Here is a 22,708-nt window from a genome sequence, read left to right as displayed (position 1 = left end):
CGTCGGTCTCGGGGTCGTTGGCGACGACGAAGGTGGGGTCCTCCTCGGCGAGGCGGACGAGGGCGTTGGAGAGCTTGTCGGCGCTGGGGCGGTTCTCGGTGGTGACGGCGATGCTGAGGACGGGGGCGGGGAACTCGATGGCCTCGAGGATGATCGGGTGCTCTTCCGCGCACAGCGTGTCGCCGGTCACGGTGTCGCTGAGGCCGATGACGGCGCCGATCTCGCCCGAGTAGAGGGCGTCCACGATCTCCTGGCGGTTGGCGTGCATGCGGAGGAGGCGGCCGACGCGCTGGCGCTTCTGCTGCTTGGAGTTGAGCACGTAGGTGCCGGCCTGGAGGGTGCCGGAGTAGACGCGCACGTAGACGAGCTTGCCGATGTGCCGGTCGGCGACGACCTTGAAGGCGAGGGCGGCGAGGCGGCCGTCGTCCTTGGGCACGCGTTCGATCGGCTCGCCCTTGAGGCACACGCCGCTCACGGGCGGCAGGTCAATGGGGCTGGGGAGGTAGTAGACGACGGCGTCGAGGAGGCGCTGGATGCCCTTGTTCTTGAAGGCGGAGCCGCAGAGCACGGGGCAGACGAGGTGGGCGTGGGTGGCCTTGCGGATGGCCGCGCGGAGCTCGTCCTGGGTGATCGGTTCGTCGGCGCAGTACTTCTCGAGCAGCCGCTCGTCCACCTCGCTGACCTTCTCGATCAGGTGGCGGCGCCAGCGGGCGGCCTCGTCGCGCAGACGCTCGGGCACCGGCTCTTCGCGGAACGTCGTGCCCAGGTCGGCGTCGCCGTAGTAGACCGCGCAGTTCTCCACGAGGTCCACGATGCCCACGAACTGATCGCTTTCGATGTTGGGGATGACGACGGGGACGGCGTTGGCGCCCAGCTCTTTCTGGATGTCCTCGACCACGCCGAAGAAGTCGGCGCCCACGCGGTCCATCTTGTTCACGAAGGCGATGCGGGGCACCTCGTACTTCTCGGCCTGGCGCCACACGGTCTCGCTCTGCGGCTCCACGCCGCCCACGGCGCAGAAGAGGCCGATGGCGCCGTCGAGCACCCGCAGGCTGCGCTCCACCTCCACCGTGAAGTCCACGTGGCCCGGCGTGTCTATCAGGTTGATCATGTGCCCGCGCCACACGGTGGTGGTGGCGGCGCTGGTGATGGTGATGCCCCGCTCGCGCTCCTGCGGCATCCAGTCGAGGGTCGCCGTGCCCGAGTCCACCTCGCCCAGCTTGTGCGACTTGCCGGTGTAGAAGAGGATGCGTTCGGACGCCGTGGTCTTGCCGGCGTCAATGTGCGCCATGATGCCGATGTTGCGCACGCGGTCGAGCGGAAACTCCCTGGCCACTGCCGTCTGCTCCTGTCGGGCTGCCTATCCGTCAATTCCCCTCAGTGAGGCGCCGCTCGCCCGATGCGAGGCCCTCGACACAACCGCCCTGGCCCATCAATTGGGGATGCGTGAGCTGGAGGGTACACCTGACAAGTATACGGGAAACCGCGTCGTTCTGCAAGCGAATCCGCGGGGCGGCTTGACCCCGAGCGGAACCGGCGGTACCATCACCGAGGCGGCAGCATCTCCGCACACCCCCTGAGCGCAAGGAGGCCCGCAGTGTCCCCTTCCTCTTCCGCCACGCCCGCCCTGCTCGGCGGCGAGCCCGCCCACACCGGCCCCTGGCCCGCCTGGCCGGTGCACGACGAACGCGAGCGGAGCGCCCTCCTCGCCGTGCTGGAGAGCGGCCAGTGGTGGTACGGCGAGCGCGTGCGCGAATTCGAGGAGCGGTTCGCCGCCTTCCAGGACGCGCGGTTCGGCATCACGTGCACCAACGGCACCGCGGCGCTCGAGCTGGCCCTCATCGGGGCCGGCATCGGCGCCGGCATGGAGGTGATCGTGCCGCCCTACACCTTCGTGGCCACGGCCACCGCTGTGCTCAAGGCCAACGCCGTCCCCGTGTTCGTGGATATCGAGCTGGACACGCTGAACCTCGACGCGGGCCAGGTGGAGGCGGCGATCACCGACAAGACGGCGGCCGTCCTGCCCGTGCACTTCGCCGGGCTGCCGGCCGACATGGACCGGATCGGGGAGATCGCGCGCCGCCGCGGCCTGAAGGTGATCGAGGATTCGGCCCACGGCTGGGGCTCGAAGTGGCGCGGCAAGGGCTGCGGCGCGCTGGGCCACGCGGGCGGCTTCTCGTTCCAGCAATCGAAGAACATCACCTCGGCCGAGGGCGGCATCGTGCTCACCGACGACCCCGGCCTCGCCGACACCATCCGCTCGCTGTCGAACGTGGGCCGCGGCAAGGACGCGCCCTGGTACGAGCACTACCTGCCCGGCGGCAACTACCGCATGACCGAGTTCCAGGCCGCGCTGCTGCTCGCCCAGCTCACCCGGCTGCCCGAGCAAACGGCGCTCCGAGCGAGGAACGCGGCGCTCCTCAACGCCGGCCTCGCGGGCATCGAGGGCCTGCACACGATGCGCGAGGACGCGCGGGCCAATCCCCGCTCGTACCACCTCTACGGCATCCGCATCGTGGCCGAAGAGTTCGGCCTGCCGCGCGAGCGGTTCATCGAGGCGATGCGCGCCGAGGGCGTGCCCTGCGGCCCAGGCTACCCGCACCCGCTCTACCGCAACCCGTTGTTCCAGCGAAAGGGCACGGGGCCGGCCTACTGTCCCGTCTCGTGCCCCTACTACGGGCGCGAGATGGACTACACGAAGGTCGTGTGCCCGAACGCCGAGCGCGCGTGCCGCGAGGTGGTGTGGCTGTCGCAGAGCATGCTGTTGGGCACCGAGGCCGACATGCACGCCATCGTGGCCGCCGCGCGCAAAATCCGCCGCCACGCGGAGCGGCTGCGATGAGGCCCGCCCTGCATCTGGCGCTCATGCTCGTCCTGCCGTGCACTGCGGGCGAAGCCGAAGGCCTGCGCTTCGCCGCCTACGGCGACTCGTGCGGCAACCCCGAGGTCCACGCCCGCCTCGCGCGCGCTATCGCGACGCACAAGCCAGCCTTCGTGGTGCACACGGGCGACTTTGTGCCGCAGGGCGACAAGGGGGCGCGCTGGCGCGAGGACTTCCTCGACCCGGCCCGCGAGCTATTGGCCCTGTGCCCGTACTTCGCGGTGGACGGCGATGACGACCGGGCCGCGCTCACGGCCTATGGCGAGCAGTTCCGCCTGCCTCCCGACCGCCCATGGCACGCGCAACGCTTCGGCGACGTCGAGCTGTTCGGCCTGAGCGCAAGCTCGCCGTTCGACGCCGACAGCGTGCAGGCCCGCTGGCTCGGCCAGGCGCTCGAAGCCAGCCGCGCCCGATGGAAGATCGTGGTGACGCACTTCCCGCTCTACAGCGCGGGACGCCACGGCGGCCACGACGGCCTGCGGCGCGCCATCATCGCCCTGCTGTTCCGGCACGGCGTGGACCTCGTGCTCTCGGGCCACGACCACGGCTACGAGCGCACCCACGCCATCGGCCCCGAGCCGGGGCGCGCCCTGGCGCAGATCGTCTCGGGCGGCGGCGGCCAGCCGCTCGGCGCGGCGACGCCCCAGGCCTGGACCGCCCGCGCCGCGAGCCGCCATCACTTCTGCCTGTTCGAGGCTACGCCGGGGCAACTCCGGCTCACCGCCATCGCCGACAACGCCGATGTGCTCGACCGCGCCATTTTCGCCAAGAGAGACGGCGGACGGGACTTCGGCCAGTTCCTCCCCGCCGCCGACGTGGAATTGCTGGGCTACATCCGCCGCTTCGAGAAGCTGCGTTTCACCTTCCTCCCGGGCCGCGAGCAGCGCCAGCGCCTGGCCTTCGCGCTGAAGAACCCCCACGAGCGCGAGCTTCGAGGCGAGCTGGCGTGGGAGATCGCCAACCCCTGCTGGAAGATCGAGCCCATGCGGCAGGCCATCCTCGTGCCCCCGGGCGGCGAGGCCGCGGTGAGCTTCGAGGCGGCCTTCACCCCGGGCGCGGCGTCGGCCCCCGAGCCGCTGCCCCAGGCGCTCCTCACCAGCGGCGCGTTGCGCGCCACGGCGCCAGGCTTCTACCTCCACGAGGATGCCCCGAAGAAGACCCGCTAGCCCGCCTCCCTCGTTTGCATCGCGCGGCGATTTCGACTATAAGATTGCGGTCCGAAGTGTGGCTTGCTCGACAACAGCCGAAGGAGACGCATGAGCGCGACGCTGGTGGCCAGGGTCGTGGAGACCGCGCTGATGGTCGGCACGATCCTGCTCTTCGTGTGGGTGGCGGTGCCCGGCGTGGCGCCGTGGCGCATCGCCGCCAGTTCCGCGTGGCGCACCCTTCGCAACGGCCGCAGGGCGCTCTACCTCGCCGCCTGCCTCTCCATCCTGCTCGCCAACTACGCCTATCTGCACTTGGGCGTGGACCAGCGGCTCACGGCCTCGGTGGTCGCCGCCCGCGGGCACGACTACACGGCCGACGTCCACGCCCTCGAGGGCGCCGTCGTAGCCAGTCTCCAGCAGAGCCTCGCGTGCCCGCCCTGCACGTGGTTCCTGGGCTTCGTCTACGTCGTCGTGTTCCCCTGCATCGTGTTCGTCGTGCTCTTCGTGTTCGACCACCTGCGCTATCGCCGCGGCCTGGCCATGCTGCTCATCGGTTATCTGGCCAACTACCTGCTCGTGCTGCCCTGCTACCTGTGGCTGCCTGTGCGCGAGGTGTTCCACTACTATCGGCACGACGTGGGGACCGAGGCCGTGCGGCTGCTGCTCGACGACATCCACCCCGCCGTGATGCAGGCCTACCGCGCGATGAGCGGGCTCGACAACTGCTTCCCCAGCTTCCACACGTCGCTGGCGGTGACGATGGCTCTGATCACTTGGCACCTGGGCAACGTGCGCTTCGCCGCGCTTATCACGTTCTTCGCCGTGGCGAACGTGCTTTCGACCCTCTACCTGGGCATCCACTGGGTCACCGACGTGGCGGCGGGCCTGGCCGTGGGCCTGGTGGCCTATGGCCTGGCCCTGGTCTTCTCCCGCCGCTGGGCCGAGGGACCTCACAAGGCCCTGGACCGCGACCAAAGGGGATGAATGGATGGGCGGATGAATGGATGATTGTCTGACACCCATCCACCCATCCATTCATCCATTCATCCGCGGTTGCCCCGCGCGTCCCGTGGGGCGCCGCAAGAGCTGCCGATGATGAGCCAGCGTGTGCTAATCGTCGCGATGTCGGTCGGCGGCGGCCACGGCAAGGCCGGCGAGGCCATCGCGCGCGCCATGGCCGAACGGGCGCCCGGCTGGCAGGTGCGCGCGATTGACCTGCGCGACCACGCGGCCGCCTGGTTCCGCACCCTCTACGTCACCGGCTACCTGTTCATCGTGCGCCACGCGCCCTGGCTGTGGGGGTGGCTCTATCGCCACCCGCCCAGGCGCGGCGGCACCCTGCCGCCCTGGCTGCTCCAGCGCGCCCTGCGTCCCTTCGAGCAACTCGTCCGCGAGTTCCAGCCCGACGCCATCCTGGCCACACAAATCACCGGGTCCGAAGCCGCGGCCGCGCTGCGCGCCCGCGGCATCCATCGCGGCATCGCGGCCACCGTGGTCACCGACTTCGACGCCCATCCCTCCTGGCGCAATGGGCAGATTGACGCCTTCTTCGTCCCCGACGAGGACCTTCGCATCCGCCTCGCCGCCACGGGCATCCCCCTCGAGCGCCTCGAGGCCACGGGCGTGCCGATTGACCCCGCGTTCGAGGGGCCGTTCGACGTGGCCGCGCTCAAGGAGAAGCACGAGATTCGCCCCGACGTGCCCGTCGTGCTGCTGATGGGCGGCAGCCTGGGCCTCGGGCCGATGGAGGGCGCCGTGCGCGACCTCCTGGCGGCCGGCAAGCCCCGCGACGTGCTGGTGGTCTCGGGGCGCAACGCGGCGCTCCGCGCCCGCCTCGAGCGCCTAGTGCCCGTGGGCCAGACCCGGTTGCACGTGTTCGGGTTCGTGGACTACGTGGCCGAGCTGATGGCGGCGAGCGACCTGTTCGTGTCGAAGCCGGGCGGCCTCTCGATGACCGAGGCCGTGACGGTGGGCGTGCCCACGCTGGCCATCGCGCCGCTAGCGGGCCAGGAGGTGGCCAACGCCCGCCACCTCGCGGCCCAGGGCGTCGTCGAGTGCCCGCGGCCCGGCGAGCCGCTGGCCGCGGCCGTCGAGCGCCTGCTCGGCGACGAGGCGGCGCGCCAGCGCCTGGCCGCCGCGGCCCGGGCCTACGCGCCGCGCCGGCCCGCCCGCCGCATCGCCGAGCGAGTCGTCGAGCTCGTCGAGGGGAAACAACCGCCTAGTCGCCCGGCCGGGCCGTGAAGCGCACCGGCGTGCCCACCCGCACCATCTTCGCCAGGCGCAGCGCATCCCAGTTCGTCAGCCGGAAGCAGCCGTGCGAGCCGGTCTTGCCGATCATCTCGGGCATCGGCGTGCCGTGCATGCCGTAGCCGGGCAGGCTCAGGCCGATCCAGCACAGGCCCACCGGGTTGCGCGGGCCGGGCGGAATGGTGAGCTTCTGGGTCACGTCCTTCACCTCGGGCCACATCTTCGGGTCGAAGGTGTAGGCGGGGTTCTCCGAGATCACGATCACGCTCGCCTGGCCCGAGGGCAGCCGCGCCTTGTCGGCCGCGATCGAGCAGTGGAAGAGGCCCACCAGCTTGCCGCCCTCTCCGAAAGCGCGGATGACCTTCTCCGTGAGGTTGACCTCGAGGGCTTCGGCCCGGGGGATGGGCGGGGATGGGGCGATGGCCGGCGCGAGGAGCGAATCGCCCGCGGCCAGGCGGGCGATCTCTTTGCCCGGGTTCAGCGCGGCCAGCAGCGCGCGCGTGCAGTGGAAGCGCTCGGCCAGCGCCTCGTCCAGCGAGGGATACGGCAGGCGGTCCTGCTTGCTCTTCTCGGGCCACGTGGTGGGCAGAGGCCCCACCAGGGCCAGGTCGGCCGCGGTCACGGTGTAGGGCGCCAGCGCCCGGTCGGGCGCCACGCCCAGCGCCTCGGCCGTCCTCGGGTCGAGGGCGCCCGTGGCCGGCAGGCCGCGGGCGTGCTGGAACTCGCGCGTGGCCAGCTTGCCCTTCGGCCCCACCTTGCCGTCCAGAATGCCGCCCGAGAAGCCCACGCGGTCCAGCGCGATCTGCCAGGCGAGTTGTGCGCGCAGCGCCTCGTCGGGCTCGGCCGCCGCCAGCGCGCCCGCCAGACACACCAGGCCGAGAGCCAGAACGCCTCGCTCACACATGGCCCACATTATACCGCGGACGGGGCGGCGATGGAATGCCTTGCGCAGTCGCCGGCAAATGGCTAGAATCGTGCGCGGTTCGGGAGTAAGGATACCCTTGCCGACAGGAGAAGAGACGTGGCAGGCGAAGGCAGGCGGGCGAAACGGGCGGAGGGGATGGCGCGGCGCGAGTTCCTGCGGTTCGGCGCGGCCGCGGCGGCCGGCGCGGCGGCCCTGGGCGGCCGCCTCACCGTTCTGGCGGCCGACGCTCCCGCGCAGAAGCTCGGCGTGGCCGTGGTGGGCGCGCGCGGCATGGGCGGCTACAGCCTCGACCAGGGCCTCCGCGAGCGCCTCGTGGCCATCGTGGAGATCGAGGACAAGCGCGCCGCCGAAGCGATGAAGATCGTCCAGGAACGCGCCAAGGACGCTCCCCCGCCCAAAGTCTACACCGACTACCGCAAGATGCTCGACGAGTGCCACAAGGACCTCGACGTGGTGCTCACCGGCACGCCCGACCACCATCACGCCCCGGCCTCGATTCGCGCCATCCAGCTCGGCAAGCACGCCTTCGCCCAGAAGCCGCTCGCCCACAACATCTACGAGTGCTACGCCCTCGCCAAGGCGGCCCGCGAGAAGAAGGTCTGCACCCAGATGGGCAACCAGGGCTACTGCGACGAGGGCATGCGCCGCCTCGTCGAGTTCACCTGGGCCGGCGCCATCGGCAACATCACCGAGACCCACACCATCCTCGGCCGCAACTTTGGCGGCAGCGGCGGCCGGCCCGCCTCGAAGCCCGTGCCCGAGGGCCTGCACTGGGACGAGTGGCTTGGCCCCGCCCCGCACCGCGACTACCACGACGGCCTCCACCCCTTCTCGTGGCGCTCGTGGCGCCAATTCGGCACCGGCACCATCGGCGACATGGCCTGCCACCACCTCGCCCGCATCTTCTGGCCGCTCAAGATCTACACCCTCAAGAAGTTCTCCGTCACCTGCCTCCACACCAAGGGCGGCAGCGAGGAGATGTATCCCCAGGACAACGTGCTCCTGTGGGAGCTGCCCGAGCGCGAGGGCCAGCCGCCGTGCAAGGTCTACGCCTACGACCACGGCGACCTGAAGCCCGAGGTGATGAAAGAGGTCGAGAAGAAGTACGACCGCAAGTTCGGCGAGGCCAGCCTGCTCATCGGCGACAAGGGCCTCATGGGCCACGAGCCCTACATCATCACCGAAGAGCGGCGCAACGACTTCAAGCCGCCCGAGAAGACCCTGCCCCGCGCCCACGGCGGCCCCATCGAGGACCTCTTCTGGTGCATCCGCAACGGCGGCACACCCGCCTCCAACTTCCCCGACGCCGCCGGCCCCCTCACCGCCTGGGTGCTCACCGGCCACCTGGCTATGTTCGCCGGAGTCGGCAAGAAGCTCGACTGGGATGTCGAGAAGATGGAGTGCACCAACATGCCCGAGATCAACCGCTTCGTCAAGCGCGAGTACCGCAAAGGCTGGGAAGTCTGAGCCCCGATGCGCGACGCGCGGCCGAAGCGCCCGGAGGCAACCCCGTGGATTGGACGCACAAGCACCTGCTGGGGCTGGAGGACTACTCGGCCGCCGAAATCACCCGCGTGCTCGACCTGGCCGACGACTTCCGCCCCCTCGTCGCTCGCAACGACGCCCCGCGCGACGACCTGCGCGGCAAGGCCGTCATCAACCTCTTCTTCGAGCCCAGCACCCGCACCCGCACCTCGTTCGAGCTGGCCGAACGCCGCCTCGGGGCCACCGTCCTCAACTTCGACGTCGCCGTCTCCAGCACCTCGAAGGGCGAGACGCTGGTGGACACGGCCCGCAACATCGAGGCGATGGGCGGCATTGACATCGCCGTGATGCGCCACGGCGCCTCGGGCGCGCCGCAACTCCTCGCCCGCAGCATCCGCGCCTCGATCATCAACGCCGGCGACGGCCAGCGCGAGCACCCCACCCAGGGCCTCCTCGACATCCTCACCATCCGCCAGCGCCGCGGCCGCATCGCCGGCCTCCACGTGGCCATCGTGGGCGACATCGCCCACAGCCGCGTCGCTCGCTCGAACCTCTACGGCCTGCGCAAACTCGGGGCCGAGGTCACCGTCGTCGGGCCCCCTACCCTCGTGCCCGGCGCCTTCCGGAAACTCGGCGCCCAGGTGGCGCACAGCCTCGACGACGTGCTACCGCACGTGGACGTGATCAACATGCTCCGCATCCAGACCGAGCGGCTCGAGGAGCAGCCCTTCCCCTCCATTCGCGAGTACTCGCGCCTCTTCGGCCTCGATGCCGATCGGCTCAAGCGTGCGAAGCCCGACGTCCTGGTGCTGCACCCCGGCCCGATCAACCGCGGCGTCGAAATCACGCCCGATGTGGCCGACGGCTGCCGCTCGGTGATTCTCGAACAAGTGACCAACGGCGTGGCCGTGCGCATGGCCGTGCTGGCGCTGGTCGCAGGGGGGAGGTGAATCCGGTGCGGCGTAGGTGGCATCGGGCCTTGCGCTGCAACCCAAGGGGATGATTGGATGGTTGGATGAATGGATGACTGTCTGACACCCATCCACCCATCCATCCCTCCATTCATCCCCCAGACGTGCGCGCACGAGTCCCGACGCCAGGGTGCTTGCAGTGAAGGGGATTCGCCGTGGCTGAGTTGGTGATCAGGGGCGGACGGGTGATTGACCCGGCGCAGGGCCTCGACCAGAGGGCCGACGTGCTGATCGAGAAAGGCCGCATCGCCGCGGTCGGCCGCGTGACGAAGAGGGCGAGGACGCTGGACGCCCGCGGCCTGATTGTCGCCCCCGGCCTGATCGACCTGCACGTGCACTTCCGCGAACCGGGCAACGAGCGCGAAGAGACCATTGCCAGCGGCGCCGCGGCCGCCGTCGCCGGCGGCTTCACCACCGTGGCCGTCATGCCCAACACCGACCCGCCCGTGGACGACGAGCCCTCCGTGGCCTTCCAGCTCCGGCAGGCCGAGGCGGCGGGCCTGGCGCGCGTGCTCGTCGTGGGCGCCATCAGCGCCGGCCGCAAGGGCGAACGCCTCGCCGAAATGGGCCAGATGGCCCGCGCCGGCGCCGTCGCCTTCTCCGACGACGGCGACGGCGTGCAGAACCCGCGCCTGATGCGCACCGCGCTCCAATACGCCGCCATGCTCGGCAAGCCCCTCATCGCGCACTGCGAGGACAAGGCCCTCGCCGGCGGCGTGATGCACGCGGGCCTCTGGTCGGTCAAGCTCGGCCTCGGCGGCATCCCCGCCGCCGCCGAAGAGGTCATGGTCGCCCGCGACCTGATCCTCGCCGAGGCTACGGCCGGAGCGCGCCTCCACGTCACCCATGCCAGCACGGCGGGCACCGTGCGCCTCATCCGCGACGCCAAGGCGCGCGGCGTGCCCGTCACCGCCGACGTGGCCATCCACCATCTCGTGCTCACCGACGAGGCGGTGCAGAGCTTCGACACCCACCTCAAGATGAACCCGCCGTTGCGCAGCGACGCCGACGTGGCCGCCCTGCGCGCCGCCCTCGCCGATGGCACGCTCGACTGCCTGGTCTCCGACCACGCGCCCCACGCCGCCGAGAAGAAAGCTGTGGAGTTCAAGGCCGCGCCCTTCGGCGTCATCGGCCTCGAAACCCTGCTGCCCGTCCTCGTCACCCGGCTCATCGAGCCCGGCATCCTCACTTGGCCGCAGGCCCTCGCCGCCCTCACGTGCAACCCCGCGCGCATCCTCGGCCTTGAGACAGGCACGCTCGCGGCCGGCCGGCCCGCGGACATCACGCTGATTGACCCCGAGGCCGAGTGGACGATTGACGCCGCGGCCTTCCGCAGCCGGAGCCGCAACTGCCCCTTCCACGGCTGGAAGGTGCGCGGCCGCGCCGCCGCCACCCTCGTGGGCGGAGCCGTGAAGTTCCGAGCCTGAAACGCCCTGGTGTCTCATGCTGATCCTCGACGGCTACAACGTGCTCTTCGCCATGCTCGGCGGCAAAGCCCCAAACCCCGAGGTCCTGGAAGCCGCTCAGGAGCAACTGGTGGGCAGCCTGATCCGCCACCACAGCACCACAGGCGAGCCCGCAACAGTTGTCTTCGACAGCAGCCGGTTCCGCGGCGGAGCGCACTCCGACCGCAAAGAGAGCGGCCTCCGCATCCTCCACACCCACCCGCCTCACACGGCCGACGACGAGATCCGCCGCCTCGTCGAGGCGAGCCCCGCGCCCAGGAAGCTGCGCGTGGTGACCTCGGACGGCGAGCTGATGCGCGCCTGCGCGGCGCGCGGCGCGACCGTGGTGCCGTCGCAGGTCTTCCTGCGCGAGAGCCGGCTCGAGGCCCAGCGCGCGGCGCCCGACGAGGCCGAGCGCGACGCCAAGACCGGCCGGCCATCGGCCGAGGAGATGGACGAGTTCCTCCAGGCATTCGGCGAGGCGGGCCCCGACCGGCGGATGCCGCTCGGGGCCAGGCGCCCCCGCCACCGTTCGCGCTGAGGCTTGACATCCGGGCCGCGCACCGGTAGCATCCACGTGACGCGAGAAACCCCCTCGCGCGGGAGCCAACGGAGGGGCGTGGCCATGACCCGACACTACGGGGAGTGTCCCCAGTGCGGCCAGTTGCTCGAGTATGACCCGGCGCTCGCCGACCAGGTCGAGTGCCCGAAGTGCCGTACCACGCTCGCCGTGCCCAGGGAAGCCGAGGCCCCGGCCCCCCCCGCCGAGGCCGCCGAGCCGTCGTCCGCCATCCCCGACATCGCCCCCCCATCGGAGCAGGCGGCGGCGATCCCCGACATCGCACCGCCGGCGGAACCCGCCGCGCCAGACATCGCGCCGCCCGCGCAGACACAGCCCACCCGCGCGCCCGGCCGCATCGTGCACGGGCCGGCCAGCGGCCCTCACGGCGAGCACGCGCACCGATCGCGGGAAGAACTCGTGGCCGCCCACAAGCGAGAAGCGCATCGGATCGTCCTCTACACGATCATCGGCGGGCTGCTGGGCGTGGGCATGATCGTGGGCATTGTGGCCATCTCATCGGGCATGTTCAGCCGGCGGCCGCGGTCCAAGCCCGTGCCCAAGGTGGACCCCACGACCGCCATCGCCCCCGAGGCGCCGATTGACCCACTGGAGGTCTGGGCCAGGCAGTTGTTCAACGACGCCCAGCGCACGGCGTCCGACCGCGTGTGGCTGACGGCAGAGAGCCACCTGAACCGGCTGCGCCGCGAGTGCTCGAAAACCAGGTTCTACGCCGAGAATGAGGCGGCCATCGAGGCCCTGTGGGCCAAGGTGCGGGCCGCGCTGCGCAGCTCGGCTCCCCCCAGCCCATGAGCCCGTGGCCGGAGGTTGCGCCGGCGCGACGCGCACGGTATACTCCAGGTCGGGGCGCGAGGGCGCGCCCCAGCGACTCAGGACGAGGGCCTCCGCATGCAGGAATGGGTTGATCCGCACACGGGACGCGCCGTGCGGCAGCTCACCGATCTGCCGCAGGGCGCCACGCTGGGCTACTTCCGCCTTCCTCGCCGCGTGCCGGGCGGCTTCGTGCTCGCCTGGGGCCGCCACAGCGACGGCAACGTGGTGCTCCTGGACCCCGACAGCGGCGACGTGAGGCCCAAGAAGCTCTTCGTGGCGCAGTTCCTCAAGCTCAACGAAGAGACCGGGCGCCTGTGGTTCCTGCCCGAGCTGGGCCGCAAGGTGTGGGCGGTGGATCTGCCCGACGGCTCGCCCCAGCCCGTGGGCGAGGTGCCCCAGGAGGCGCCCGGCCACCTCTCCGACGTCACCTGCGACGGGCGCACCGTCATCCTGCGCCAGAACATCCAGGAGGACGCCTCGCCCCCCGTGCCCACCACCCGCGACGCCACGGCCCTCTGGCGCTTCCTCGCCCGCCCGCGCCACGGCCGCATCTGGGCCTACGACTTCGCCTCGGGCGCCGTCACCCGACTCGCTGAGTCGATCGAATTCTGCTTCTTCCACCTCGATACGTCGCCCACCGACCCCGGCCTGCTGAGGTTCGCCAAGGACATGCTCGAGGGCCTGGGCCAGCGGATGTGGACGGTGCGGGTGGACGGCTCGGAGCTGCGGCGCATCCGCCACCAGGAGACCTTCGAGGTCGTGACCCACGAGTTCTGGTGGCCGGGCGGCGAGCACGTGGGCTACACGTACCAGGACCGCCGCGGCGACCCGACACTCTTCGAGCTGCCCTGGTGCGAGCGCGCCCCTGTGCCGGCGCGCCTGGGCATCGCCGACCTCGCCGGCAACGAGGTGTTCCTCTCCGAGCCGCTGAACTGCTATCACACCCACATCGCCGCGTCGCCCGACGGCCGCTGGGTCTGCGGCGAAGGCACCGAGGGACACCGCTTCGTACACCTGGCGCCGTTTGCCTGGGGGAGTCCCAAGGTGGAGTTCGCGCCGGTGGCCACGGTGCACACGCCCCACGCGCCGTTCCGCGGGCAGCACGTCGAGGCCGGCTTCTCGGCCGACTCGCGCTGGCTGCTCTACAACGACACTGTGGACGGCCGCTTCCAGGTCTGCGCCGTGAAGGTCGAGGCCTAGCTCACCGGCTCGCCGGACTGCGCGCGCACAAGCTTGTTGCTGCTCCGGCCGCGAATCAGTCTGCATCCCTCCGTGTAGCGACAAGCGTCTCGGTTGTCGAGAACCATCGCAAGCGGGACGCTTGCGGCTACGCTGGAGGCCCTGGCCGACGCCCCGTGGTTCCGGCCGCTGAGAACCCGGTTCGCGGCCGGAGCAGTATCTCTGAAAGTGCGGCTGTCAAGGGGGAAAGCGCTCGATGGCGGTGCGCGCAGATGCGGCACGGGCTCTCCTGCTCCGATGGCCCGCCCGGCGGGGACTCGCGGTGAGGGCGAACGCACGATTCGTGGGGACACGAACCCAATCATCTGGCTCATCAGGGTCTGGCGATCCCGACGCGGCAGCCGATGGGGACCGCGGGACGAGGGCTGCGGCGGCGAGGCCTTGCCATAACCCTCTATGCCGCAACGCCTTGCGCCCTCCGGCCATTCCCGCTCACATGCTTGCTCATCCCACAGATGAGCGAATATGGCCGGAGCCGCGAGAATCGCCCATTCTCGCCCATCTACCCATGCTGTATCACTCTCCTCCTCACAGGGTTGATACAGCATGGACAGGCGACGCCCGCCAGCCACTCGGCACAGCCCTCCCCAGGAACCCCCAGGTCCGCCAGGAGAGGGCGTGCCCACACCCTCCACCGGCCAGGCGAGGCGAGATCGCCAAACCCCAAAGAGCCATCATCTCTTCGCCCTCTGGGGGAGGCATGAGCGTGTTCGGAGGGCGTGTCGCATCCATTCTTCCTCGGCCTCGCAGGGCACAGTTCCCCGTCGCCTCCTCGCGTTTCATCAGCGCGTGGTGCTTATGGCAGTCCAATGCGATATACTCTGTCATGCACGGCTCCTCTTGTGGCTCCTGTTCGCTCGGCATGACAGAGCCTGGCATTGCCTGCGCAAGAGTCAATAGTGGCTGCCGATCACCGATTCCAGAGAGAGCAGGAACATGACCGAGGCACGGACATCCTGGCAAGGGTCGTGGATATGGGCGGCGGAGAAGATGCCGCAGCGAAACGCATTCGTCGCATTCCGGCGCCGCTTCGCCTACGAGAGCGGGCCGGCCACGCTGCGCCTCACCGCCGACTCCCGCTACACCGCCTACGTCAACGGCATCTACCTCGGCCACGGGCCGGTCCGCTGCTGGCCGGCCCACTGGCGATATGACACCTATGACCTCGCGCCGCACCTTCGGCGGGGCGACAACGTGCTGGCCGTGCTCGTGAACTACTTCGGCGAGGGCACGTTCCAGTACCTTCCGGGCCCCCCGGGCCTCCTGGCGCAGATTGACCTGGCGGGCACCGCCGTGTTCACCGACGAAGCCTGGCTCGCGGAGGCCGCGCCAGGCTTCGTCTCGGCGACGCCCCGCATCAGCGTGCAGGAGGCGTTCGAAGAACAGTTCGACGCGCGGCGGGCCGAGCCGTGGACGCAGCCCGGCTACGAGGATGGCTCGTGGCCGCGCGCGCAAGCCCTCCGCCCGGCCCACGACGGCTTCCACTGCGAGCTGCTGCCGCGCGACATCCCGTTTCTCACCCAGGAGCCGGTCCTGCCGAAGCGGCTGGTCAGCGTCGAGGCAGTCCGCTCGATCCCGCACCGCTTCACGATCTACGCCAAGCCCTACATCGCGCCGCAGGATTCCTCGTCGAACTTCGTCTTCGCCCACTACTACCTCGCCACCCAGGTCTGGTCGCCGTGTGCGACCGACGTGGCGTTCCGCATCCCCCACCAGCACCCCGGCCCGATGAAGGTGAATGGCAAGCTGGTGGAGGACGGGCGCGCGACGCTGAACGCGGGCTGGAACTCCCTGGTCGCCCGGCCGCCCGCGCACCACCTGCCGCAGTTCGTCGTCGCGCTCGACGGGCCGCCTGAGCTGCGCTTTCGCGCGCTCGGCGAGGGCGGCGGAAGCCCGTGGGCCGTCCTTGGGCCGTTCGAACTCCGCAACGACCAACGCCGCCAGGCCGAAGGCCACATGGACGCCTCGGCCGTGCTCGCCCAGCCGCTCGTTTCCGGCGCCACCTCCGCGCGCGGCGAGGCGTTCTGGGACGCCTGCGACGTGTCCGCCTGGGCGCGCGAGGCCTGCTTCCAGCCCGTGCGGCCCGAGCACCTGCCTGAAGCCGACGCCTTTGTGCAGGCCTACACCGATCGCGTGGTGCCAGGCGACATGCGGCTCGAAAACGCCGATGGCCTGCTCTCGGGCAGCGATTGGACCATCGTACACCCGCCGGCCCGCGGCAGCGACGTGCGCCTGCTGCTCGACTTCGGCCACGAGTTGATCGGCAGCCACGCCTTCGAGGTCGCCGCGCCCGAGGGCACCATCCTCGACTTCCACAACTTCGAGTTCATCCAGCCCGACGGCCGCTACAACCTGGCCGAGGGGATGAACAACAGCCTCCGGTACATCTGCCGCGAGGGCTCCCAGGCGTTCCGCAGCCTCGTGCGCCGCGGCTTCCAGTACAGCTACCTCATCCTGCGCAACCTCACCGGCCCCGCGAAGCTTCGGGGCGTTCACGTCGTCTTCAGCACCTATCCCCAGAACCGACGCGGGCGATTCGCCTGCTCCGACGCGCAGCTCGACCGCATCTGGGCCGCCGGCGCGCTCACCCTGCGCTGCTGCGCCGAGGACACCTACACCGACTGCCCCACCTACGAGCAGACCCACTGGGTGGGCGACGCGCGCAACGAGGCCCTCATTGACTGGGCGGTGAACGGCGACCCCCGCCTGTGGTTCCACTGTCTCGAGCAGACGGGGCACAGCCTCGACCGCTCGCCCGTCACCGAGAGCCACGTGCCGAGCGCCTGGCAGAACGTCCTCACCGCCTGGAGCCTGCTGTGGATGCGCTCGTGCCGCGAGTTCGTCCTCTTCACGGGCGACCGCCAGCGGGGGCGGGCACTGCTCGGCTTCATCCGCCGCAACATCGAGGGCCTCGCGAAGCACATCAACGCCGACGGCCTCCTCGACATCCGGGCGTGGAACATGTTCGACTGGGCGCCGATGGACACCCCGCCCCGCGGCGTGGTGACGCACCAGAACTGCCAGATGGTCCACGCCCTGCGCGACGCGGCCGAACTGGCCGACTGGCTTGGCGAGGGCGCCCTCGCCGCATCGTGGCGGGCGATGGCGGACGGGCTCTCCGACGCCATCAACGCGCGCCTCTGGAATGAGGAGAGGCGCGCCTACACCGACTGCCTGCGCGACGGCGCCCACAGCCCTGTCTTCAGCCAGCAGACGCAGACGGCGGCCTACATCGCCGGAGTGGCCAGGGGCCCGCGCGCGCGCCGCTGCTGGGACATCGTGCAGAATCCCCCCGAGGGCTTCGTGAAGGCGGGCAGCCCCTTCTTCGAGTTCTTTCTTCTCGAGGGCTACCTGCGCGAGGGACGACACCAGGACTTCCTCGACACGATCCGCCGCGACTGGGGGCGGATGATGGACCTGGGCGCGACGACGTTCTGGGAAACCTGGTCGAGCACGAGCGACCGGCTCACGCGGAGCCATTGCCACGCATGGTCGGCGGCGCCCACGTACTTCCTCAGCACCCACGTCCTCGGCGTGCGCCCGGGCGGGCCGGGCTTCGAGCCCGCCATCGTCGAGCCGCACCCGTGCGACCTCACCTGGTGCCGCGGCGCGATGCCCACGCCGCGGGGCGACGTGGAGGTGCAATGGGAGAACGAGGCCGGCAAGCCCTTTGCCCTGCGCGTTCGCGCGCCCGAGGGTCTCGCCGTCCGCGCCATCCTGCCTCGCCAAGGGCTGTTCCTGCTGAATGGCAAGGAGGCGACATGCGACGTGCCCGGCTGATCGCCGTGCTGGGGTTCCTGCCAGCGCTCTCTGCCCCGGGCGCCGACTGGCCCGCGTGGCGGGGCGACGCGCAGCGCAGCGGGACGACCGCCGAAGCCCTGCCCGCCGAACTCCACCTGCGCTGGGTTCGCAGGCTCGCCCCGCCCGTGCCCGCGTGGCCGAGGGAGGCTCGGCTGCACTTCGACGCCTCGTGCGAGCCCGTCGTGCTGGGCACGACGCTCTTCCTCGCCTCGGCGAACCACGGCACGCTCGCGGCCTACGACACCGAAACAGGCGAGCAGCGCTGGTCGTTCCTCGCCAACGGCCCCGTGAGGCTCGCGCCCGTGGCGTGGGGCGGCCGTGTGTGCTTCGGCTCCGACGACGGCTGGCTCTACTGCCTCGATGCCGCGACGGGCGCGCTCCGCTGGAAGGTGAGGGGCGCGCCCGACCAGCGGCCCGAACGCCGCCACCTCGGCAACGGCCGCCTCATCTCCTACTGGCCCGTCCGCGGCGGCCCGGTCCTCGCCGACGGCGTCATCTACTTCGGCGCCGGCCTGTGGCCGATGCTGGGCGTCTTCGTCGCCGCCGTCGAGGCCGAGACGGGCCGCGTCCTCTGGCGCAATGCCGAGGCGCAGCTCATCGAGAAGGTGCGCATTGACCACAACGAGCTGTTCGACACCGGCCTCGCGCCGCAGGGACACCTCGCCGTGGCCGGCGACCTGCTCGTCGTGCCGAACGGCCGCTCGATGCCGGCCGTGCTCGACCGCAAGACCGGCAAGGTGCTGCGCTACGTGCAGGGCTACCGCCGCGGCGACTGCCGCCTGGCGGTGGTGGGCAACCTGGCGTTCGTCGGCCGGGCGGGGGCCGTGGACCTCACGACGGGCCGCGAGGTCGGCAGCCGCTTCGGCCAGGCAGGCAAGGACGCGCCGGCCCGCTTCGACCCCAAGAAGTTCGAGCTGTTCGAGGGGCCGATCTTCGACTACATCAAGCAGCCGGGCATCTCCGCCTGGGCCGCCCTCACGCCCGGCATCCTCTACGGCGCGTACCAGGGTGCTTTCTACGCCTACGACCTCACACGTCCCGCCGTCTCGGAATATGAGACGAAGCTCTACGGCACTCACGACGCCAGGCCGTGGCGCTGGGACCTGCCCGAGCTGTGGAAGCTGGAGACCGAGCACGCGAAGGGCAAGCCCGTGAGCGACACGCTGATCAAGGCGGGCAACCGCCTCTACGGCCACGCGGGCAAGACCCTCCTCGCCGTCGAGCTTCCCGCCGAGGGCGGCCAGCCGAAGGTCGCCTGGCAACACGCCCTCGACGGCACACCTTCCTCGCTCGCCGCCGCTGACGGCAAGCTCTTCGTCGCCACGAAGGAGGGCGGCCTGTTCTGCTTCGGCGGCGACAAGAGGGAGACAACGACCTGGCCCCTCGAGGCCGCACCGCTGCCCCAGGTTCCCGAACGCTCCTTCCCGGCGTCGCAGGGCTATGCCCTTGTCCTCGGCCTCCACGACGGCCGGTGGCTCTACCGCCTGGCGGCGCAGCCGAACGTGCGGGTGATCGGCGTGGACGCCGATGCCGCGAAGGTGCGGGCCTTCCACGAGAAGCTGGTGGCGGCAGGCATCTATGGCACGCGAGCCGAGCTCTTCGTCGGCGACCCCTTCGCCTTCCCCTTGCCGCCCTATCTCGCCAGCCTGATCGTCTCGGAAACGGGTTTCCCCAACAGGGACGCGGCCGAGAGACTCCGCGAGGTTCTGCACCCCTATGGCGGCACTCTCATCGTCGAAGAGGGAAACGAGGCCGGGGTGGTGAAGCGCGACGGCCCGCTGCCCGGCTCGGCCTGGTGGACCCACGAGTGCGCCGACGCCCGCCGGTCCTACTTCTCGAAGGACCAGCTCGTCAAGCCCCCGCTCGGCATCCTCTGGTACGGCCAGGGCGGCGAGGACGAGTTCTGGACGAACAACGACTACGGCATCGGCGTGAAGCCGCAAGTCGTGGGCGGCCGCGTGTTCGCCTACTCGCTGCCGATGCGCGCGCTCTTCGCCTACGACGCCTACACGGGCCGCCATCTGTGGAAGGTCAAGACCGAGGCGTTCACCCGCTTCGCCGCGCAGCCCGACGGCGTCTACGTGGCCGCGGGCGACGCCTGCATCGTCCTCGACCCCGCCACGGGCATCGAGAAGACGAAGTTCACCTTCCAGGCCCAGGACGAGAAGGGCCGCAAGCCCCTCGTCTCCGACATCCGCGTGGGCGACGACGTCGTCCTCATCGCCTATGCCTTCGAGAAGGTGCGCATCATCGAGAAGGGGCTCTGGGACAGCACGGCCCTCGTCACCCTCGACCGCAGGACGGGCGCGGCCCTCTGGACGCGGCAGGCGACGCACCGCTTCAACAACCATGCCCTCGCCCTGGGGGGAGGGACCGTGTTCGCCATCGACTCGCCCTCCCCGACCCTCACGGCCGCGCTCACCGACCCGAAGGAGGCGCCGAAGACCGCCTCCTCGGAAATCCTCGCCCTCGACGCCCGCTCGGGCGCCGTGCGCTGGAGCCGCACCATTGAGACCCCCTTCCGCGTCTACGGGCCCGGCGGTTGGACCGCTATCCGCGGTAACGACGACTGGCTGGCTCTGTGTGACGGCCTGGGCCTTTTGCTCACTGGCAAGCTCAGCCAAGCCCGCGCCTTCGACGCCGCCAGCGGCAAGCCTGCCTGGGAGGGCCGCGTCGGCGCCCAGCCCCTCATCCTGCGGGGCGACGCCTTCGTGGACCAGAACGGCAATGTCTACGACGCGCGCACCGGCGGGCCCAAGGGCAGCGTGCCGCTCCTGCCCCGCGGCGGCTGCAACTACGCCGTTGGCGGCGAACACCTCTACTTCCTGCGCGACCGCACGGTCTGCTACGTGGAGGCGGCGACGGGGGAGCGCCACCACGTGCGCAACGCGCGCTCGGGCTGCTCGAACAGCCTCATCGCCGCCGACGGCATCCTCAGCGTGCCCGACTACGCCGTCGGCTGCGTGTGCAACTACCCGATCCAGATGTCGTTCGCCATGGTGCACATGCCCGAAGTGGCCGGCTGGGCGGGCGCCCAGCCCGCGCAACTCGAAGGGAGAACGCCGCCATGAGCCGAGCCAGCCGCATCGCCTTCATCATCCAGGGACTCTGTCTGGCGGCCAGCGCCGCGGAGCGGCAGGTGGCCATCGAGGCCGCCGCGAAGCAGGTCGCGCGCCTGGGCAGGATCGAGTTCGCCATCACGACCAACATCGCCGCGGTCAACCCGTACGATGCGGCCGAGGCGGACGTGTCGCTCGAGCTCACGGCGCCCAGCGGCAAGAAGCTCGTCTACCCTGCCTTCTGGTTCCAGCCCGTCGAGCGCGAGCAGCGGCCGCACAGCGGCCGCCCCACCGAATGGCTCTACCCCAGCGGCGCGCCCGGCTGGCGGGCGCGCTTCGCCCCGAACGAGACGGGCAACTGGTCGGCCGCCGCTGTGGTGACGACCCGCGATGGCACCGTCCGCTCGGCCCCGGCCGACTTCCAGTGCACGCCAGGGCAGGGGAGGGGCTTCGTGCGCGTGTCGGCCAAGGACCCCCGCTTCCTGGAGTTCACCGACGGTTCCCCCTTCTTCCCCATCGGGCAGAACGTGGCCTTCATCACCGACTCCTACAAGCAGGGCGAGATGCTCCAGAAGCTAGGTGACAACGGCGCAAACTACGCGCGCATCTGGTGCTGCTGCGAGGACTGGGCGATGGCCGTCGAGGCCCGCAAGAGCGGCTGGGGCCGCTCGTGGAGCTGGGACCCGCCTATCGTGGCCATGCCCGATCGCGACGGCTTCCACTCCGACGACCGCTGCCTGGCCATCATCGGCGACGCCAACGCGGCGATCACCTTCCAACCCACGAGGCCCCTGGCCGTCAAGGCCAGCACGAAGTACCGCCTGACGGGCAAGGTGCGAAACGCCTCGGGCGCGGGCATCGCCCTTGACCTCGGCGCAGGCGGCACCATCGAGCTCAAGGGCGGCAAGGGCTGGACGCCGTTCCAGCACGAGTTCGGGACCCGCGACAACCAGTGGTGGCTCGAGCGCCTGGCCTTCCGCTCGACGGCCAAGGGCACCACGTATCTCCGCGATCTCTCGCTCCGCGAGGCCGCCGGCGGCCCCGAACTGCTCTGGGAAGCCGACCCCAATCGCCCGCTCCTCGGCTGGTACAACCCCCTCGACTGCCGCATCGTGGACGCGCTGGTCGAGACGGCGGAGGCCGCGGGCGTCTACCTCCAGCTCACCATGCTCACCCGCGACCACTACATGAAGAACCTGCGGAACGCGGGCAGCCCCGCCTACGAACGCATGCTCGGCCACGCGAGGAACCTGGTGCGCTACTTCGTCGCCCGCTGGGGCTACTCGCCCCACGTCGCCGCCTGGGAGTACTTCAACGAGCAGGACCCCGGCCTGCCCCTCGAACGCTTCTACGGCGAACTGGGCGACCAGGTCACGAGCCTCGACCCTTACGGCCGCATCCGCTGCACCAGCACCTGGCACTCGCCTTCGCGCGACTACAAGCATCCGAAGCTCGACACCGCCGACTTCCACTACTACATGCGCCCCGCCGAGAAGGACCTGTTCAAGGACGAGGTGGCCAGCGTGCTCTCGCGCGTCAAGCTCGCCCGCGAGGCCGCGCCGAACAAGCCCGTGCTCTTCAGCGAGTTCGGCCTCGCCGACGACAAGTGGGGCCGCTCGCCCGAATACGACGCCGACACGGACTACACCCACCTCCACAACGCCCTCTGGGCCTCGGCCCTCTCCGGCATGTCCAGCACCGTCATGAGCTGGTGGTGGGACGACGTGCACAAGAGGAACCAGTACCACCACTACAAGCCGGTCTCGGCCTTCGTGAAGGATATCCCCTACACCACCGCGAAGCTGCGCTCCGCAACGGCCACGGTGGACAAAGGGCTGCGGCTCGTAGGCCTTCAGGGCGACGGCTGCGCCTACCTCTGGGTCTCCGACCCCCAAGCCACGTGGTGGAAGATCGCCCACGAGGGCGCGAAGCCCGCCGAGATCACCGGCGCCACGCTCACCCTCCAGGGCCTCGCCCCCGGCGACTACAAGGTCGAGTGGTGGAACACCTGGGACGGCAAGCCCGCCGCGCCCGACAAGGCCAAGGCGGCGAACGGTCTGGACCTCAGGATTCCCGCATTCTCTCGGGACATCGCGGTGAAGATCACTCGGTAG

General features: G+C 70.5%; 15 protein-coding genes. 13 read left to right on the top strand and 2 right to left on the bottom strand.

Annotation, left to right across the window (positions count from 1 at the left end; genetic code table 11):
- Positions 1 to 1,336, bottom strand: a 1,336-nt coding sequence (locus PLE19_06280) for a GTP-binding protein (GenBank protein HPD14536.1), incomplete at its 3' end; no start/stop codon positions are given.
- A 261-nt stretch (positions 1,337 to 1,597) separates the two neighbouring features.
- On the opposite strand from PLE19_06280, the gene PLE19_06275 reads away from it, so the two are divergent.
- The 4 genes from PLE19_06275 to PLE19_06260 all read left to right on the top strand — a co-directional run bounded on the left by PLE19_06275 (position 1,598) and on the right by PLE19_06260 (position 6,270).
- Positions 1,598 to 2,842, top strand: coding sequence for a DegT/DnrJ/EryC1/StrS family aminotransferase (locus tag PLE19_06275; protein ID HPD14535.1), 1,245 nt, complete (start codon positions 1,598 to 1,600; stop codon positions 2,840 to 2,842).
- Entirely contained in the window at positions 2,839 to 4,047 is a 1,209-nt protein-coding gene (locus PLE19_06270) for a metallophosphoesterase (GenBank protein HPD14534.1), read from the top strand. Before PLE19_06275 ends, PLE19_06270 begins: the two co-directional genes overlap by 4 nt.
- Positions 4,048 to 4,137: 90 nt before the next feature.
- Entirely contained in the window at positions 4,138 to 5,013 is an 876-nt protein-coding gene (locus tag PLE19_06265) for a phosphatase PAP2 family protein (GenBank protein HPD14533.1), read from the top strand.
- 108 nt (positions 5,014 to 5,121) lie between these two features.
- The gene (locus PLE19_06260) at positions 5,122 to 6,270 is read left to right on the top strand and encodes a glycosyltransferase (protein ID HPD14532.1); all 1,149 of its coding nucleotides are present in this window, start codon (positions 5,122 to 5,124) and stop codon (positions 6,268 to 6,270) included.
- On the opposite strand, the gene PLE19_06255 is transcribed toward PLE19_06260, so the two are convergent.
- Entirely contained in the window at positions 6,248 to 7,180 is a 933-nt protein-coding gene (locus PLE19_06255) for a L,D-transpeptidase (GenBank protein HPD14531.1), read from the bottom strand. The genes PLE19_06260 and PLE19_06255 overlap by 23 nt on opposite strands.
- A gap of 117 nt (positions 7,181 to 7,297) precedes the next feature.
- On the opposite strand from PLE19_06255, the gene PLE19_06250 reads away from it, so the two are divergent.
- From PLE19_06250 to PLE19_06210, 9 genes are all read left to right on the top strand, one after another.
- Positions 7,298 to 8,668, top strand: coding sequence for a Gfo/Idh/MocA family oxidoreductase (locus PLE19_06250; protein ID HPD14530.1), 1,371 nt, complete (start codon positions 7,298 to 7,300; stop codon positions 8,666 to 8,668).
- Between the two features lie 44 nt (positions 8,669 to 8,712).
- A complete protein-coding gene (locus tag PLE19_06245) occupies positions 8,713 to 9,636 on the top strand; it encodes an aspartate carbamoyltransferase catalytic subunit (protein HPD14529.1) in 924 nt (307 codons plus the stop codon).
- A 176-nt stretch (positions 9,637 to 9,812) separates the two neighbouring features.
- Positions 9,813 to 11,084 carry a dihydroorotase gene (locus tag PLE19_06240; protein ID HPD14528.1) on the top strand — a complete coding sequence of 424 codons (1,272 nt, stop codon included), beginning with the start codon at positions 9,813 to 9,815 and terminating at the stop codon, positions 11,082 to 11,084.
- A 16-nt stretch (positions 11,085 to 11,100) separates the two neighbouring features.
- Positions 11,101 to 11,643 carry an NYN domain-containing protein gene (locus tag PLE19_06235; GenBank protein HPD14527.1) on the top strand — a complete coding sequence of 181 codons (543 nt, stop codon included), beginning with the start codon at positions 11,101 to 11,103 and terminating at the stop codon, positions 11,641 to 11,643.
- 84 nt (positions 11,644 to 11,727) lie between these two features.
- Positions 11,728 to 12,474 (top strand): hypothetical protein, encoded by a 747-nt coding sequence (locus PLE19_06230; protein HPD14526.1) that lies wholly within the window; start codon positions 11,728 to 11,730, stop codon positions 12,472 to 12,474.
- A gap of 96 nt (positions 12,475 to 12,570) precedes the next feature.
- Positions 12,571 to 13,695, top strand: a complete 1,125-nt coding sequence (locus tag PLE19_06225) for a hypothetical protein (GenBank protein HPD14525.1) — start codon at positions 12,571 to 12,573, stop codon at positions 13,693 to 13,695.
- A gap of 1,029 nt (positions 13,696 to 14,724) precedes the next feature.
- The gene (locus PLE19_06220; protein HPD14524.1) at positions 14,725 to 17,514 is read left to right on the top strand and encodes a family 78 glycoside hydrolase catalytic domain; all 2,790 of its coding nucleotides are present in this window, start codon (positions 14,725 to 14,727) and stop codon (positions 17,512 to 17,514) included.
- The gene (locus PLE19_06215; protein ID HPD14523.1) at positions 17,496 to 20,606 is read left to right on the top strand and encodes a PQQ-binding-like beta-propeller repeat protein; all 3,111 of its coding nucleotides are present in this window, start codon (positions 17,496 to 17,498) and stop codon (positions 20,604 to 20,606) included. Before PLE19_06220 ends, PLE19_06215 begins: the two co-directional genes overlap by 19 nt.
- Positions 20,603 to 22,708: a DUF5060 domain-containing protein gene (locus PLE19_06210; protein HPD14522.1), complete on the top strand. Its 2,106-nt coding sequence runs from the start codon at positions 20,603 to 20,605 to the stop codon at positions 22,706 to 22,708. The genes PLE19_06215 and PLE19_06210 overlap by 4 nt, the downstream gene beginning before the upstream one ends.

Source organism: Planctomycetota bacterium (assembly GCA_035384565.1).
GTDB lineage: Bacteria > Planctomycetota > PUPC01 > DSUN01 > DSUN01 > DAOOIT01.
The sequence above is the reverse complement of the archived record's forward strand: the minus strand, read 5'-3'. Positions and strand labels throughout refer to the sequence as shown.